The organism is Erwinia sp. Leaf53 (assembly GCF_001422605.1).
Classification (GTDB): domain Bacteria; phylum Pseudomonadota; class Gammaproteobacteria; order Enterobacterales; family Enterobacteriaceae; genus Erwinia.
Window position 1 is genome coordinate 491,642 of the sequence record NZ_LMLK01000022.1, and the last position, 16,218, is coordinate 507,859.

The window sequence follows — 16,218 nt, forward strand, 5'->3', positions numbered from 1 at the left end:
TGACGGCTTGCGGTGGATTTTAACGCAGTTACCCCGGTGGGCTTTGGGTACGCACGCAGAGTGCTGTACACTGTGTTTATTGTCTGAAATATCAGAAGAGTTATGCGCCCACTATTCATCACCCTGCTTCTCTGCCTGAGCGTGCTTAGCGCCCCGGCACGATCCGCAACGCCCGGCGATATTCGTCAGAGCGGCTTTGTCTATTGCGTTAACGGCATGATAAATACCTTTAACCCGCAGATGGCCAACAGTGGCCTGGTGGTGGATACGCTCGCCGCGCAGCTTTACGACCGCCTGCTGGACGTTGACCCCTATACCTACCGGCTGGTGCCGGAACTGGCGGCAAGCTGGGAAGTGCTGGACAACGGTGCCACCTACCGTTTTCACCTGCGGCAGAACGTGCCCTTCCAGAAAACCCGCTGGTTCACCCCCAGCCGGAAGATGAACGCCGACGACGTGGTGTTCAGCTTTGGGCGCATGTTTAACCGCCAGCACCCGTGGCATAACGTCAACGGCGGCAGCTACCCCTATTTCGACAGCCTGCAGTTCGCCGACGCGGTGCAGAGTGTGAAAAAAATCGATAAGTATACGGTTGAGTTTCGCCTGAACAGCCCGGATGCCTCGTTCCTCTGGCACCTTGCGACCCACTATGCGCCGGTGCTGTCGGCTGAGTACGCCGCGCGTCTGGACCAGACCGACCGCCAGGAGACGCTGGACCGCCAGCCGGTGGGCACCGGGCCGTTTATGCTTGAGGAGTATCGCGCCGGGCAGTATATCCGCCTGCAGCGTAATCCGGCTTACTGGAAAGGCGTGCCGCGTATGCAGCAGGTGGTGGTCGACCTCGGTGCCGGCGGCACCGGGCGCCTGTCCAAACTGCTGACCGGCGAGTGTGACGTGCTGGCCTATCCGGCGGCCAGCCAGCTGTCGATCCTGCGCGACGATCCGCGCCTGCGGCTGACGCTGCGCCCGGGTATGAGCATCGCTTATCTGGCGTTTAACACCCGTAAAGCTCCGCTGGACCGGCCGGAGGTGCGCCAGGCGCTGGCGCTGGCGATCAATAATGAACGGTTGATGGAGTCAATTTATTACGGCACCGCCGAGACCGCCGCGACGATCCTGCCGCGCGCCTCCTGGGCCTACGATAACGACGCCCGCGTCACGCCGTATAATCCACAGGCCTCGCGCGAGGCGCTGAAGTCACTGGGGGTGGAGGATCTGCACCTGACGCTGTGGGTCCCTTCCGCTTCGCAGGCGTGGAACCCCAGCCCGATGAAAACCGCCGAACTGCTGCAGGCCGATCTGGCGCAGGTGGGCGTTAAGGTCACCATCGTACAGGTCGAGGGGCGTTTTCAGGAAGCCCGGCTGATGGAGATGAATCACGACCTGACGCTGACCGGCTGGGCCACCGACAGTAACGACCCGGACAGCTTCTTCCGCCCGCTGCTCAGCTGCGCGGCGATCGCCTCGCAGACCAACTACGCCCACTGGTGCAACTCCGGCTTCGACGAGCTGCTGCACAAGGCGCTGCTCTCACAACAGCTGGCGAACCGCATTGAATATTACGACCAGGCGCAGACGCTGCTCTCCCGCGAGCTGCCGGTGCTGCCGCTGGCCTACTCGCTGCGCCTGCAGGCCTATCGCTACGATATCAAAGGACTGGTACTGAGCCCGTTCGGCAACGCCTCGTTTGCCGGCGTGTACCGTGAAGCCGACGGCGCAGAGGAGCACCCACGATGATTATCTACACCCTGCGCCGGCTGGTGCTGTTCATGGTCACGCTGTTTATGCTGACGCTGGTCGGCTTCAGCCTCAGCTATTTTACCCCGCACGCCCCACTGCAGGGCGCGTCGCTGTTTGACGCCTGGCTGTTCTGGTTTAAAGGCATCGTGCAGCTCGATTTTGGCGTCTCCAGCATTAACGGCCAGTCAATCAACCAGCAGCTGCGTGAGGTGTTTCCGGCCACCCTGGAGCTGTGCTTTATGGCCTTTGCGCTGGCGATGCTGGTCGGCATCCCGCTGGGGATGGTCGCCGGGGTGATGCGCAACAAGTGGCAGGATAAGGCGATCAGCGCCGTGGCGCTGCTCGGTTTCTCGGTGCCGGTGTTCTGGCTGGCGCTGCTGCTGACGCTGTTCTTCTCACTGAACCTGGGCTGGCTGCCGGTCTCCGGCCGTTTCGATCTGCTCTACCCGGTGCAGAACGTCACCGGCTTTGCGCTGATTGACGCCTGGCTGAGTGATTCGCCGTGGCGGCATGAGATGATCCTCAGCGCGCTGACCCATATGGTGCTGCCGGTCACCGCGCTGGCGGTGGCCCCGACCACCGAAGTGATCCGCCTGCTGCGCATCAGCACCCGGGAAGTGATGGAGAAGAACTATGTCAAAGCCGCCGCCACTCGCGGTTTGTCCCTGTTCACCATTATCCGCCGCCACGTGCTGCATAACGCGGTGCCACCGGTGATCCCGCGCCTCGGGCTGCAGTTCTCCACCATGCTGACGCTGGCGATGATCACCGAGATGGTGTTCAGCTGGCCCGGCCTTGGCCGCTGGCTGATCGGCGCCATCCGTCAGCAGGATTACGCCGCCATCTCCGCCGGCGTGATGGTGGTCGGTGCGCTGGTGATCGCGGTCAACGTGCTGGCCGATATTCTCGGTGCCATGCTGACGCCATTGAAGCATAAGGAGTGGTATGCCCAGCGATAACGTCTACTCTGAACAGCGTCAGCCCAGCCCGCTTCGTTACACCTGGGGGCTGTTCTACCGCGATACCACGGCGATGGTGGGCTTTTATGCCTTTATCGCGCTGCTGCTGCTGTGCCTGGCCGGCGGCCTGCTGGCCCCTTATGATATAGACCAGCAGTTTTTAGGCTTCCAGCTGCTGCCGCCGTCGTGGTCACACTACGGCGACGTGTCGTTTTTCCTCGGCACCGACGATCTCGGCCGCGACCTGCTGAGCCGGCTGTTAAGCGGCGCGGCACCCACCGTCGGTTCGGCGATACTGGTGACGCTGGCGGCGGCGTTCTGTGCCATGCTGCTGGGGGTGCTGGCCGGGCTGACCCGAGGTTTACGCTCGGCGGTGCTCAACCATATCCTCGATACGCTGCTGTCGATCCCGTCGCTGCTGCTGGCAATTATCGTGGTGGCGTTTCTGGGTCCGCGTCTGGAGCATGCGCTGCTGGCGGTGTTCCTCGCGCTGCTGCCTCGGCTGGTGCGCGCCATTTACAGTGCGGTACACGACGAGCTGGAGAAAGAGTACGTGGTGGCGGCCCGGCTGGACGGTGCCAGCAGCCTCGATATACTCTGGCACGCTATCCTGCCGAATATTCTGGCACTGTTGATCACCGAATTTACCCGCGCGCTGTCGATGGCAATCCTCGACATTGCGGCCCTGGGCTTCCTCGATCTCGGCGCGCAGCTGCCCTCGCCGGAGTGGGGAGCAATGCTCGGCGATTCGCTGGAGCTGATCTACGTGGCCCCGTGGACGGTGATGCTGCCGGGCGCGGCGATTATGCTGAGCGTGCTGATCGTTAATCTGCTGGGTGACGGCATCCGCCGCGCCATCGTTGCGGGGGTGGAGTAATGCCGCTACTGGACATTCGTAATCTGACCATTGAGTTTATGACCGCTGACGGCCCGGTGAAGGCGGTGGACCGCGTCAGCATCACCCTGACGGAAGGCGAGATCCGCGGCCTGGTCGGCGAGTCAGGTTCAGGGAAAAGCCTGATTGCCAAGGCGATCTGCGGCGTGACCAAAGACAACTGGCGGGTAACGGCGGACCGCATGCGCTTTGACGATATCGACCTGCTGCACCTGTCGCCGCGCGAGCGGCGTAAGATCATTGGTCACAATATTTCGATGATTTTTCAGGAACCACAGTCGTGCCTCGATCCGTCAGAACGCGTCGGCACCCAGATTAAGCAGGCCATTCCCGGCTGGACCTGGAAAGGCCGCTGGTATCAGCGCTTCCGCTGGCGTCACCGCCGCGCCATCGAGCTGCTGCACCGGGTGGGCATTAAAGATCATAAAGACATCATGCGCAGCTACCCTTATGAGATCACCGAGGGGGAGTGCCAGAAGGTGATGATCGCCATTGCGCTGGCCAACCAGCCGCGCCTGCTGATCGCCGACGAGCCCACTAACGCCATGGAGCCGACCACTCAGGCGCAGATTTTCCGCCTGCTGACGCGGCTTAATCAGAATAACAACACCACCATTTTGCTGATCAGCCACGACCTGCAGATGCTCAGCCAGTGGGCCGACCGCATCAACGTGATGTACTGCGGGCAGACGGTGGAGTCGGCGGCCAGCGACGCGCTGATCGCCGCGCCGCATCACCCTTATACCCAGGCGCTGATCCGTGCCATGCCTGACTTTGGCCGCGCGCTGCCGCACAAAAGCCGCCTGAATACCCTGCCGGGCGCGATCCCGTCGCTGGAACACCTGCCGATCGGCTGCCGGCTGGGGCCGCGCTGCCCCTATGCGCAGAAAACCTGCATCGCCACGCCGCGGCTCAGCGGGCCGAAGGCCCACCTGTTTGCCTGCCACTTCCCGCTGAATATGGAGAGCCAGCCATGAGTGAAACGCTGCTGGAAGTGCGCGGGCTGAGTAAAACCTGGCGCTACCGCACCGGCCTGTTCCATCGTCAGCACGTTGAGGCGGTGAAGGCGGTCAGCTTTACGCTGCGCGAGCGGCAAACGCTGGCGATTATCGGCGAAAACGGCTCCGGTAAGTCGACGCTGGCGAAGATGCTCAGCGGCATGGTCGCCCCGAGCACCGGACAGATCCTGATCGACGGGCACCCGCTGGAGTTCGGCGACTATGGCTATCGCAGCCAGCGCATCCGCATGATTTTTCAGGACCCGTCCACCTCGCTGAACCCGCGTCAGCGCATCAGTCAGATCCTTGACTTACCCCTGCGGCTGAACACCGAGCTGGACGCCGACGCGCGGGAGAAACGCATTATCGCCACCCTGCGCCAGGTCGGGCTGCTGCGCGACCACGCCGCCTATTATCCGCATATGCTGGCACCGGGTCAGCAGCAACGCGTTGGCCTGGCGCGTGCGCTGATCCTGCAGCCGCAGGTGATCGTGGCCGATGAGGCGCTGGCGTCGCTGGATATGTCGATGCGCTCACAGCTGATTAACCTGATGCTTGAGCTGCAGCAGAAACACGGCATCGCCTATATCTACGTTACCCAGCATCTGGGGATGATGAAGCATATCAGCGACCAGCTGCTGGTGATGCATCAGGGGGAGGTGGTGGAGCGCGGCAGCACCGCCGATGTGCTGGCCTGCCCGATGCACGAACAAACCAAACGCCTGATCTCCAGCCACTTTGGTGAAGCGTTAACCGCTGACGCCTGGCGTAAAGACCGCTGATCTGACGGGCGGTCGCCGCTGGCTGCCCGACTTACTGTACCGCCTGTGCCTCGCCTTCCCCACTTTCCGTCCTTCTGTCTGCCTGCATGCGTCTGCCTTATAGCTATCCGCTATTTGTTAGCACCGATCATTATTTCGTTCGCCAGCCGGCTTAGGTCAGGATACTGAAGCCATTCAGACCCGCCGCCGCGTCGTGCCCTTCACCACCACGGCAGCGGGTCAGTTAACTCAACAAGGACTGATCATGGAACAACGCCGCCTTCCCGGCAACAGCCAGTGGTATCATGAAACCCAGACCAGCCTGCCCACACAGCGCGCGCCGCTGGTGCCTGAAGCTGCCAACGTTGAAGACCGTTTTCTGCTTGGTCTTGGGCAGCAGGCGAACGGCGAACTGCATACCCTTCTGCAACGGGCAGAACCGGTGATGCACGCCTCACGGGATCTTTACCCGCTGCTGTTCCCCGACCAGCTGAACACCAGCCTGACCCATACGCTCACCCTCTATGACCGGTTATGTACCGCGCTGACCGTGGCGCAGGTTGCCGGTGTGCAGCGTTTGTGCAACCACTATGCGGCGCGGCTGAACCCACTGCCGGGCCCGGACTCCTCACGCGAAAGCAACCGCCGTCTGACACAGATCACCGAGTATGCCCGCCAGCTGGCCGGGCAGCCGACGCTGATCGATGTCGCCGCGCTGCAGCGGCTGGACGACGCGGGGCTGACCGCGCCGGATATCGTTACCTTCAACCAGATTATCGGCTTTGTCTGCTGGCAGGCGCGGGTGGTGGCTGGCATTCATGCATTCATGGCGCTGCCGGTGCGCTGGATCCCGGGCGTTGCCGTGCCGCCAGATGCCGATGCGTCCTGCCTGCAACCCGGCGACTGGCAGCCTGCCCTGCCGCCGCTGGAGCCACGCTATGCGGCGGCGGATCAGCTGGTGGCCATTAACAGCAGCGTGCCGCTGGGGCTGCCGGAGGCCGCCTGCTGGCTGTTTGCACATGACGGCAGGGTGCTTTCCGGCTGGAGCGCGCTGCTGGCGGCGCTGGCGGCGTCACAGCAAACGGCAGAAACACGGTTGGCGGCAGCCGTGGCCTCACGCATCAACGGCAGCGCCGGCTGCTTTTACCGCTACCCTGAAGGCGCGTTGCGCGATGCGCTGGCCGAAGGCGTGGATCGGGCGCTGCACTTAGCCACACCGGTTGAACAGGCGGTGATTAACCTGGCCGCCCAGCTAACACGTTCCCCGGAGCGCTTCAGCGCTGCACATTTGCAGCCGCTGCGCGACGCCGGATTAAGCGATGATCTGGTGTTAGCGGCGGTATTAAGCGCGGCGGCAGCCAGCTGGGGCAACCGGCTGATGCAGGGGTTAGGGGCGCTGACTTCGCATTAACAACTTTCAGCGGGTCGGAGAATAAGCCGCCCGCACCACCAGCACCAGCACCAGCACCAGCACCAGCACCAGCACCAGCACCAGAGGTTCCTGCCTGCTGAGGGCTGCGCGCCAGCCCTTACCGCGGTGTATCAACAGATTCGTTCAATTCATTCCCTTCGAACGCCACAGATCTTACGGCCAGCGCGCGTAGCGCAGGAAGATCGGCCTCTTCAGGCGTGATATTTTCAGATCAAAGACAGCACCCATCTCTCCGGGATTTTATATAATATCGCAAATAATAAATCTGCGAGTTTTAATTTCAAAATGAAGATACTTTATTCATTTAACATCGCAAAAAACACAAATAAAACAGTTAACTTCAAAAACCGTTCATCTATTCCGTCCCTGTCAGACTTTCGTTAAAATACGCTATCCCAGTACGATATGTTCAGATGGTCAAAAAAACAAAGCTGAAGCCCCTTTAACGACTGAAAAGTGGAAAATCCCAATGCATTACCGAGCATACAAAAAATCTAAATTTCTTTTTAGTGTTTTTATACTGGGCATGCTGTTAGCCAGCTATACTGCTAACAGCACAGATTTGACATCAGAATACAATGTAAGTTTACAAATAACAGCGAACAGTGACGACACCTACAACATAAAAATAACTTCCGCTACAAATCCCAGGCAAATGCCCATAAGGAACTGTTACGGTGGCTGTTACATCAACCTCCGGGAGGACACTTTAGGCGTTATTGGTAAAGAGAAGATAAAGGGTACATTCCTGAATTCGTTATTCCCCTACGAAATAGCTAAAAAATAACCGGAAAAACGTTTAGTAAAATAAACTTCAAAGGCGAATCCAGATATAATCTTCACGTCGAGTTCTTATCAGACGAAGATACTGACATCCTGAAAAACGCCACGGGCCTTCTTCCTCCCCTGACCGCCAGATGCACACTGGATCAAGGCAGCTATCTGCTTCAGCATAATCAACTGGTCGCCAATGCGCTCAATGGCAACGTCAGTTCACTGCCGGTTAACATCAGCTGTAACCGGCCTTCAACGGTTAAGGTGACCGCCCTTAATGGCCTGGGTACCAGCAGTGATATTTCACTCGACCAGGGATTGATATCCTCACTTAAGATTGATGGCAGCGATGGTAAAACGGGTGTCACCATAAATAATCAAAAGAAAATAAGTTTCAACCTCTCCTCCACTTTGAAAAGTCAGGGTCTGGTTAAAACAGGAGACTATCAGGGTTCCGGTATTCTGAAAATAGATTTTCAGTAAAGCGTTATTGATACCAGGGGTATCCCGATTGCGGACTGCCGCGATATCGGCGACACGATGAGTATTAAATCGGATTAAGCTGCCACCCGCACCGCATCAAAAAAGTGCTGCGCCAGCGGCGTAGCGCGTCCGGGTTCAGCAATAACAATGGCGGCCTGCCGTGACATCGGCGGTACGTTTATAACCCGGCGCTGCAGTTCTCCGGTCATACCTGGCAGCAATTGCCCCACCGGAGAGAGCAGGCAGCCCAACCCGACCTGGGTTGCCTGCAACAGCTGAAACACCGAGGTGGTTTCCAGTACCACCCTTGGCGTTACACCGGCCTCGCGGAAGTGTCCATCAAGATAGCGGCGGAAATAGCGCGTAGGTTCGGCCAGGCACAGCGGTACACCAGCCAGTTCACCCAGCGTCAGCGGCTCGTTCCCCATCAGCTGTGGAAACTGCTGTGGGTGGTACAGCAACTCTACGCCCTTATCCGCCACCCGCTCCGCCTGAAAATGCAGTTCACGTAACGTCGCCAGCTCGAAGAAACCGATGCCTGCATCTACGGTGTGGCTGTTCAGCGCCTCAAGCAGCTGATCGGCGCTGAGCACCGCCACGCGATAATCCAGCTGCGGGTAGCGGCCGCTGACCGCCTTCAGCAGTTCCGGCAGCGAAATGCTGCACTGCGGCACCACGCCAATGCGCAGCGTGCCGCTGACGCCGTGCTTCAGTGATTCCACCTCCAGCTTCAGCCCCTGATAGACGGAAACCATCTCACGCGCCCAGGCCAGCACCCGCTCCCCCTCCGGCGTAAATCCGTCAAAGTTGTTGCTGCGGTTAATCAGCGACAGCCCCAGCTCGCGCTCCAGATTTTTCAGGCGCATGGAGAGCGTAGGCTGGCTGACAAAGCTGGCCTCGGCGGCGCGGCCAAAGTGGCGCTCGCGCTCAAGATTGACAAGGTAGGTTAATTGCTTGATGTCCAATGCGTCGGGCTTCCTGAATAATTCATCGGGCTTACGGACTTTAAAGGCTGGTGGGCGAAGTTATCGCCAGCTGACGACAATTTTGCGGGACGGATAAATACGTTGCTATAGTTAACCAACATTTTATCGGTTTTTTAAGGAGAGAGACATGTTTAAAGCGGGTGATTTCGTTCAAGGCAAAACCGGCGGCCCGAAAATGGTGGTGCTGGCCGTTCACGGCGACACGCTTAGCTGCGCGCGCGCCGGCGACGCAGAAAAAAAACCGTTCGATGTCGCGGTGGATAGCGTTAATCTTTACCACGAAGACGGCGATTTCGGCGTTTGCTGATCGCCAGACCAGTCGGCGCAGGCCCCACAGACCGGCGCACTCAGTGAACTGTCTGTGAGTCGCGTTCGATAACCGTCGATAGCCGATAGCGTAAAGACCTCTACCGACAGGCGGTGTAATGGATCAGCCGATCCCCAGCGCCGCCTTCACCTCCGCCGCAATTTTCTCCACCTGTGGGCCATAAATCACCTGCACATCGTGCTCACTGACATGCCTGACGCCGTTGGCCCCGGTTGTCATCAGCGTTTCATCAGCCACCTGCTGCATATCGTTTACCCTAACCCGTAGCCGGGTGAAGCAGCAGTCCACGTCACTAATGTTCTCCGCACCGCCCAGCCCGCTGATAATGGTTTTAATCCGCTCGTCGGCTGACACCGTTGCCGCCGGCTCCTGATCCGCTGACTCTCGCCCCGGTGTCTCTACCCGCATACGCCTGATGATAAAGGTAAAGCTGTAGTAATAGACCGGCAGGTAGACCAGCCCCAGAACAATGCTCCACCACCAGGCGGTCTTACTGCCACCGAGAATACCGAACACCACCAGGTCGATCGCCCCGCCCTGTATGTTGCCGATCATCAGGTGCATCAGCGACATCAGCATAAACGACAGGCCACTCAGCACGGCATGCAGGATGTAGAGCACCGGCGAAACGAAGATAAAACAGAACTCCAGCGGTTCGGTAATGCCGGTGGTGAAAGAGGTCAGCGCCCCGGCCAGCATGAGTGCCTTGACCCGCTGCTTTTCTGCAGGACGTGCGCAGCGGTAAATCGCCAGTGCGGCGGCGGGCAGGCCAAACATCATCACCGGAATTTTTCCCTGCGCCAGAAAACGTGTGGCCTCACGCACCGTGTCATCCGGCACGCTGCCCGGGTGGGTCAGCGAGGCATTGAAGATATTCAGTGCGCCGACCAGCGTTTGTCCGTCTACCGTGGCCACACCACCAATAGGGGTAAAGCGCACGGTTTCATTGAGGATATGATGCAGGCCGGTGGGGATCAGCAGCCGCTCGCTGCTGCCATAAAGAAAGGCACCATACTGGCCGCTTTTGCCAATCAGTTCGCCGACCCAGGCAATGCCGTTGCCGATGGTCGGCCAGATCAGCGCCAGCAGAACGCCGGCCAGCGGCAGCACCAGCACGGTAACGATCGGTACAAAGCGACGCCCGCCGAAGAAGGCGATCGCCGTTGGCAACTGCACGGTGTAGCAATGGTTGTGAATGGCCACGGTCAGCAAGCCAGCTATCACCCCACCCAGCACACTCATGTTATAGGTAAAGATACCAAGCATCTGGATATATTCCGCCGCCTGCATCATTGCGGCAGTTTGCTCCATCCCCTGCTGCTGCTGCAGCGCCGCCGGGGTGGTGGTGGCTGCGGTCAGCCCCTGTGCTGCCAGAGTGGCGCTTACGCCGACGTGCATAACGATAAAACCAATCGCCGCAGCAAAAGCGGCGGTGGGCTTTTCCGCCTTTGCCAGACCAATGGCACTGGCCACGGCGAAGAACAGTGGCAGATTGGCAAACAGTGCGCCAGCCACCTTGCGAATAAAGCCAATAATCAGCTGCGGCAGCGGCAGGCCAGCAAAGGCTTCGCCGGTAATGGCCGGGTTTTGTAGCGCGGCGGCCACACCAAGAAAGATACCGGCGGCGGCGATCACCGAAATCGGCATCATAAGTGCTTTTCCAAAGGCATGAACGTTACTGGCGAACTGTTTCATCTGGCCCCCTGCGCTGACGTTGAGCGTTAAGTATTAGCCCGGGTGGCGCTTCTGGCGCGTTTCCGGCGGCTAAACGGCAGCCATTTTTTGAGGAGCATCACATTTTTAGCCTATGACGATAAACATCAGCTATCGCTTCATCGCCCTAATCAATTAGACAAGCCGGTTACCGGCTCGCAAAATTCATGCAAACAAACCATAACTTCATAACAACTATTCAACAAAAGCCTGCCATCATGAAATTTAAAGAAGCGATTAAACCCTATCAGGCCGCAGCCGGCGGCTGGGGTTCACTGGAAGCCACCACCCGTTTTGTCTTTGACAGTAAGCAGGTGATCAAGAACATGCGTAACCTGATGCGCATGAACAAAGCCAAAGGTTTTGACTGCCCGGGCTGTGCCTGGGGCGATGACAATAAAAGCACCTTCAGCTTCTGCGAAAACGGCGCCAAGGCGGTGACCTGGGAAGCAACCCGCCGCCATATCGGTGCAGAGTTCTTCGCCCGTTACAGCGTCAGCCAGCTCTCTCAGCAGAGTGACTATTTTCTTGAGTACCAGGGGCGTCTGACCGAACCGCTGCGCTACAACCGTGAAACCGACCATTACGAGCCCATCAGTTGGGATAACGCCTTCGCGCTGATCGCCCGCCATGTCCACGCGATGGATAATCCCCATCAGATGGAGCTGTACACTTCCGGCCGCGCCAGTAACGAAGCCTCCTGGCTCTATCAGCTGTTTGGTCGCCTGAACGGCAGCAATAACTTCCCCGACTGTTCGAACATGTGCCATGAGGCCAGCGGCACCGGTCTGAAGCGCAGCATCGGCGTCGGTAAGGGCACCATTCGTCTGGATGATTTTGACCACGCCAGTGCGATCTTCGTTTTCGGACAGAACCCGGGCACCAACCACCCGCGTATGCTGCACAGCCTGCGCCACGCCGCCGACAACGGCGCGAGCATCGTCACCTTCAATACCCTGCGCGAACGCGGCCTTGAGCGCTTTGCCGACCCGCAGAAGCCGCTGGAAGTGGTCACCAGCATGGCCGGCCAGATCAGCTCCAGCTACTATCAGCCCAACCTCGGCGGTGATATGGCCGCGGTGCGCGGCATGGTCAAGGTGCTGGCAGAGACCCATCGCGCCCGCCTCGCCGCAGGGGAAAGCGGCCTGTTTGACCAGGCCTTTATCAGCGCCAATACCGAGGGCGTGGAGGCATACCTGGCCACCGTTGATGCCACTCCGTGGTCGCATATTGTGAGCCAGTCCGGCCTGAGCGAGCAGCAGATCCGCGAAGCGGCCACCCTCTACCAGAACGCCGAACGGGTGATCTGTACCTGGGCGATGGGCATCACCCAGCATAAGCATTCGGTAGATACGGTCCGCGAAATCGTTAACCTGCAGCTGCTGTTTGGTCAGCTGGGCAAAAAAGGTGCCGGCCTGTGCCCGGTGCGCGGCCACAGCAACGTGCAGGGCAACCGTACCATGGGCATCGATGAGAAGCCCTCAAAGGCATTCCTTGACAGCCTCGGCAGCCATTTTGACTTTGAGCCGCCGCGCGAACCCGGCCACAACACCGTTGAAGCGCTGGAAGCGATGCTGCGCGATGAGATTAAGGTGCTGATCGCCCTCGGCGGCAATCTGGCGGCAGCCGCGCCGGACAGTCCGCGTACCGAGCAGGCGCTGAAGCGCTGCGGTTTAACGGTGCAGATCAGTACCAAGCTGAACCGCAGCCACCTGTGCCCCGGCGCGGTGGACGCGCTGATCCTGCCGACCCTTGGCCGTACCGAGCAGGATCTGCAGGCCAGCGGCCCGCAGTTTATTACCGTCGAGGACTCGTTCAGCATGGTGCACGCCTCGGAAGGGGTGGGTAAACCGATCGCCGACACCCAGCGCTCGGAAACCTGGATCGTCGCTGGTATCGCCAACGCGGTGCTGGGCAGTGCGAAGGTCGACTGGCAGGGGCTGGCCGATGATTATGGCAGGATCCGTGAACATATTGCGGCGACCATTCCCGGCTTCAGCGACTTTAACGCCAAATGCGATCTGAAGGGCGGCTTCTACCTTGGCAACGCCGCCGCCGAACTGCGCTTTAATACCCTGCATGAGAAGGCGCAGTTTAGCGCCGCCGCCCTGCCCGACTCGCTGTTCCCGCCGCTGGCCGAGGCGGTGCCTTATACGCTGCAGACGTTACGCTCCCACGATCAGTACAATACCACTATCTATGGACTTGATGACCGTTACCGCGGCGTGTATGGCCAGCGCGAGGTGCTGTTTATCAACGCGGAAGATATGCAGCGCCAGGGGCTGGCCGCAGGCGACCTGGTGGATATTGAAACGCTGTGGAATGACGGCATTACCCGTAAAGTCAGCGGCTTTAAGCTGGTGCCTTACGCCATCCCGCGCGGCAACCTCGCCGCCTATTATCCGGAAACCAATCCGCTGGTGCCGCTCTCAAGCTTTGGCGACGGTAGCGGTACGCCAACCTCTAAGTCGGTGCCGGTGAAAATCAGCTTGTCGCCGCAGGTGCCGGGGCTGCGCATCGCCTGACGTAAAGCCGGGATTTCCCGGCTTTTTACTTGCCGCTGCGCGGTTAATCGCGTAAAACTGTCTGCCGCACTTAGGCCACGAAAACTGTTGAGATTATGTTCCAGGATAACCCGCTGCTCGCGCAGCTCAAAGAGAAACTCCACTCCCAGACGCCGCGTGTTGAGGGTGTGGTAAAAGGCACTGAGAAAGGCTTTGGCTTCCTGGAAGTCGACGCACAGAAAAGCTACTTTATTCCGCCGCCGTTTATGAAAAAAGTCATGCACGGTGACCGCGTCTCCGCGGTGCTGCAGACCGATAAGGATCGTGAAGTTGCCGATCCGGAAACGCTGATTGAGCCGTTCCTGACGCGCTTTGTTGGCCGGGTGCAGAAGAAAGATGACCGCCTGTCGATCGTTCCCGATCATCCGCTGCTGAAAGATGCCATCCAGTGCCGCGCCGAGCGTGACGTGAAGCATGACTTCCAGACCGGTGACTGGGCGGTGGCCGAGATGCGCCGCCATCCGCTGAAGGGCGACCGCACCTTCTACGCTGAACTGACCGAATTTATCACCACCGGTGACGATCACCTGGCACCGTGGTGGGTGACACTGTCACGCCATACGCTGGAGCGTGAAGCTCCGGACGTCGCTACCCCGGAAGAGATGCTTGACGAGGGCCTGCCGCGCGAAGACCTTACCGGCCTGGACTTCGTAACCATCGACAGCGCCAGCACCGAAGATATGGACGATGCGCTGTATGTGGAAGAAACGGCAGAAGGCAACCTGCTGCTGACCATCGCCATTGCCGACCCGACCGCCTATGTGCCGGTGGGCAGCAAGCTGGATGCGATCGCCGCCGGACGCGCCTTTACCAACTATCTGCCGGGCTTCAATATCCCGATGCTGCCGCGCCAGCTGTCTGACGACATCTGCTCGCTGCGCCCGAACGTGCGCCGCCCGGTGCTGGCCTGCCGCGTGACGCTGGCCGCCGACGGTACGCCGCAGGGTGAACCACACTTCTTCGCCGCCTGGATCGAATCGAAAGCCAAACTGGCCTATGACAACGTCTCAGACTGGCTGGAGAACAGCGGCGACTGGCAGCCGGAATCAGAAGCCATCGCGCAGCAGATCCGCCTGCTGCATAAGGTGTGCCTGGCACGCTGCGAATGGCGCCAGACCCACGCGCTGGTGTTCAAGGACCGCCCTGACTTCCGCTTCCTGCTGGGCGAAAAAGGCGAAGTGCTGGACATCATTGCCGAGCACCGCCGCATCGCCAACCGCATCGTGGAAGAGTCGATGATCCTTGCCAACGTCTGCGCCGCCAGCGTGCTGCGCGACAAGCTGGGCTTCGGCATCTACAACGTTCACCTCGGCTTTGACGCGCTGAACGCCGAACAGGCCGCCGCCGTGCTGGCCAACCACGGCGTCACCGCTGACCCGCAGGCGATCGCCACGCTGGAAGGCTTCCGCGTACTGCGCCGCGAGCTGGACACCCATCCGACCCAGTTCCTCGACAGCCGCATCCGTCGTTTCCAGTCGTTTGCCGAAGTCAGCACCACGCCGGGTCCGCACTTTGGCCTTGGTCTGGACGCGTACGCCACCTGGACCTCACCGATCCGTAAGTATGGCGATATGGTCAACCATCGTCTGTTGAAAGCCATAATCAAAGGCGAGCCGGCGGAAAAACCTGCCGACGAGCTGACGGTGAAGATGGCTGAGCGCCGCCGCCAGAACCGCATGGCCGAGCGTGACGTGGGCGACTGGCTCTACTCGCGCTTCCTGCAGAATGCGGCCGGCAGCGACCAGCGTTTCAGCGCCGAAGTGATCGACGTTTCACGCGGTGGCATGCGCGTGCGCCTGCAGGATAACGGCGCGGTGGCCTTTATCCCGGCGCCGTTCATTCACGCGGTGCGTGATGAGCTGGTGTGCAGCAACGAAAACGGTACGGTGATGGTGAAAGGTGAAGTCGCCTACCGCGTTACCGACCTGATTGAGGTCACCATCGCCGAAGTGCGTATGGAGACCCGCAGCATCGTGGCCCGCCCGGCTGCCTGATGACGTTTAGCAGCGGGCCGGCTCTGGCTGGCCCGCTGCCTTTCATGCCGTGATGTTGTCATCCACTTCTGCTGCCGTGTCATCCTGCTCTGCTCTCCCGGATTCATTCCCTCCTTCTTAGTACGCGGCCCGAACCTGCGACCCTGACCGATGCACCTTTAGCCATTGTCGGTTGCGCGCAGCGCGAGAAAAATTGCAGATAACTGTCATAAACTATTAAGCTATTCCGATGTTAACAGTGCTGTTATCGGACCAGCACCACGCTGGCCGCTGGCGTCCGGCCACCCCGACATAAAATAATTGCTGTTCCCTGCCCCCTCGACAGAAAGCCTGGAGTGAATAAGGCTAATAGGTTCTGATGAGTCGGGCCAGCGGCATGCTGATGAAATATTCTTGTTAACCTATTGAATAAAAAGAACACTAACGGTATTTTCAGTTAACTGAATTCAGACACACCCCGTGGCGACCTTCCTTAATGATTGATCCGGTGCCTTATCCGCGCGATCTCCCTCCCGATCGTTGTCGCGATCGGAAAGTTTTATTTCAGTATAAAATTGAGTATGGCGGCAACGGACGCAGCCGCTTTCGGCA

At 59.5% G+C, this 16,218-nt stretch carries 13 protein-coding genes; 10 read left to right on the plus strand and 3 right to left on the minus strand.

Annotated elements, in window-relative coordinates; all coding sequences use genetic code 11:
* Positions 1–102: 102 nt before the first annotated feature.
* The 6 genes from sapA (at position 103) to ASF13_RS16035 (ending at position 6,764) form a co-directional block, all read left to right on the plus strand.
* A complete protein-coding gene (gene sapA / locus ASF13_RS16010; protein ID WP_056238251.1) occupies positions 103–1,737 on the plus strand; it encodes an ABC transporter substrate-binding protein SapA in 1,635 nt (544 codons plus the stop codon).
* Positions 1,734–2,699: a putrescine export ABC transporter permease SapB gene (gene sapB, locus ASF13_RS16015; protein WP_056238254.1), complete on the plus strand. Its 966-nt coding sequence runs from the start codon at positions 1,734–1,736 to the stop codon at positions 2,697–2,699. Before sapA ends, sapB begins: the two co-directional genes overlap by 4 nt.
* A complete protein-coding gene (gene sapC, locus ASF13_RS16020; protein WP_056238256.1) occupies positions 2,686–3,576 on the plus strand; it encodes a putrescine export ABC transporter permease SapC in 891 nt (296 codons plus the stop codon). Before sapB ends, sapC begins: the two co-directional genes overlap by 14 nt.
* Positions 3,576–4,571 carry a putrescine export ABC transporter ATP-binding protein SapD gene (gene sapD / locus ASF13_RS16025; RefSeq protein ID WP_056238259.1) on the plus strand — a complete coding sequence of 332 codons (996 nt, stop codon included), beginning with the start codon at positions 3,576–3,578 and terminating at the stop codon, positions 4,569–4,571. The genes sapC and sapD overlap by 1 nt, the downstream gene beginning before the upstream one ends.
* Complete coding sequence (gene sapF, locus ASF13_RS16030; RefSeq protein WP_056238263.1) at positions 4,568–5,374, plus strand: putrescine export ABC transporter ATP-binding protein SapF; 807 nt, start codon at positions 4,568–4,570, stop codon at positions 5,372–5,374. Before sapD ends, sapF begins: the two co-directional genes overlap by 4 nt.
* A gap of 244 nt (positions 5,375–5,618) precedes the next feature.
* Positions 5,619–6,764, plus strand: coding sequence for a hypothetical protein (locus ASF13_RS16035; RefSeq protein WP_056238264.1), 1,146 nt, complete (start codon positions 5,619–5,621; stop codon positions 6,762–6,764).
* Positions 6,765–6,770: 6 nt separating this feature from the next.
* On the opposite strand, the gene ASF13_RS25200 is transcribed toward ASF13_RS16035, so the two are convergent.
* Positions 6,771–6,899, minus strand: a complete 129-nt coding sequence (locus tag ASF13_RS25200; RefSeq protein ID WP_255354459.1) for a hypothetical protein — start codon at positions 6,897–6,899, stop codon at positions 6,771–6,773.
* A 924-nt stretch (positions 6,900–7,823) separates the two neighbouring features.
* Between ASF13_RS25200 and ASF13_RS25015 the strand changes: the two genes are divergently transcribed.
* Positions 7,824–8,042 carry a hypothetical protein gene (locus ASF13_RS25015; protein ID WP_146005478.1) on the plus strand — a complete coding sequence of 73 codons (219 nt, stop codon included), beginning with the start codon at positions 7,824–7,826 and terminating at the stop codon, positions 8,040–8,042.
* A 74-nt stretch (positions 8,043–8,116) separates the two neighbouring features.
* Here the strand turns inward: ASF13_RS25015 and ASF13_RS16045 are convergent, their stop codons facing one another.
* Entirely contained in the window at positions 8,117–9,007 is an 891-nt protein-coding gene (locus ASF13_RS16045) for a LysR family transcriptional regulator (RefSeq protein ID WP_056238271.1), read from the minus strand.
* 148 nt (positions 9,008–9,155) lie between these two features.
* Between ASF13_RS16045 and ASF13_RS16050 the strand changes: the two genes are divergently transcribed.
* Positions 9,156–9,335 (plus strand): hypothetical protein, encoded by a 180-nt coding sequence (locus ASF13_RS16050; protein WP_056238274.1) that lies wholly within the window; start codon positions 9,156–9,158, stop codon positions 9,333–9,335.
* Between the two features lie 123 nt (positions 9,336–9,458).
* On the opposite strand, the gene ASF13_RS16055 is transcribed toward ASF13_RS16050, so the two are convergent.
* A complete protein-coding gene (locus ASF13_RS16055) occupies positions 9,459–11,051 on the minus strand; it encodes a PTS transporter subunit EIIC (protein WP_056238278.1) in 1,593 nt (530 codons plus the stop codon).
* A gap of 236 nt (positions 11,052–11,287) precedes the next feature.
* Between ASF13_RS16055 and ASF13_RS16060 the strand changes: the two genes are divergently transcribed.
* Positions 11,288–13,594 carry an FdhF/YdeP family oxidoreductase gene (locus tag ASF13_RS16060; RefSeq protein ID WP_056238281.1) on the plus strand — a complete coding sequence of 769 codons (2,307 nt, stop codon included), beginning with the start codon at positions 11,288–11,290 and terminating at the stop codon, positions 13,592–13,594.
* A gap of 95 nt (positions 13,595–13,689) precedes the next feature.
* Positions 13,690–15,627, plus strand: coding sequence for an exoribonuclease II (locus tag ASF13_RS16065; RefSeq protein WP_056238284.1), 1,938 nt, complete (start codon positions 13,690–13,692; stop codon positions 15,625–15,627).
* The last annotated feature ends 591 nt before the right edge of the window (positions 15,628–16,218 follow it).

Coding starts and splice junctions, on each gene's coding strand:
- sapA (WP_056238251.1), top strand. CDS start 103: ATGCGCCCACTATTCATCACCCTGCTTCTCTGCCTGAGCGTGCTTAGC.
- sapB (WP_056238254.1), top strand. CDS start 1,734: ATGATTATCTACACCCTGCGCCGGCTGGTGCTGTTCATGGTCACGCTG.
- sapC (WP_056238256.1), top strand. CDS start 2,686: ATGCCCAGCGATAACGTCTACTCTGAACAGCGTCAGCCCAGCCCGCTT.
- sapD (WP_056238259.1), top strand. CDS start 3,576: ATGCCGCTACTGGACATTCGTAATCTGACCATTGAGTTTATGACCGCT.
- sapF (WP_056238263.1), top strand. CDS start 4,568: ATGAGTGAAACGCTGCTGGAAGTGCGCGGGCTGAGTAAAACCTGGCGC.
- ASF13_RS16035 (WP_056238264.1), top strand. CDS start 5,619: ATGGAACAACGCCGCCTTCCCGGCAACAGCCAGTGGTATCATGAAACC.
- ASF13_RS16050 (WP_056238274.1), top strand. CDS start 9,156: ATGTTTAAAGCGGGTGATTTCGTTCAAGGCAAAACCGGCGGCCCGAAA.
- ASF13_RS16055 (WP_056238278.1), bottom strand. CDS start 11,051: ATGAAACAGTTCGCCAGTAACGTTCATGCCTTTGGAAAAGCACTTATG.
- ASF13_RS16060 (WP_056238281.1), top strand. CDS start 11,288: ATGAAATTTAAAGAAGCGATTAAACCCTATCAGGCCGCAGCCGGCGGC.
- ASF13_RS16065 (WP_056238284.1), top strand. CDS start 13,690: ATGTTCCAGGATAACCCGCTGCTCGCGCAGCTCAAAGAGAAACTCCAC.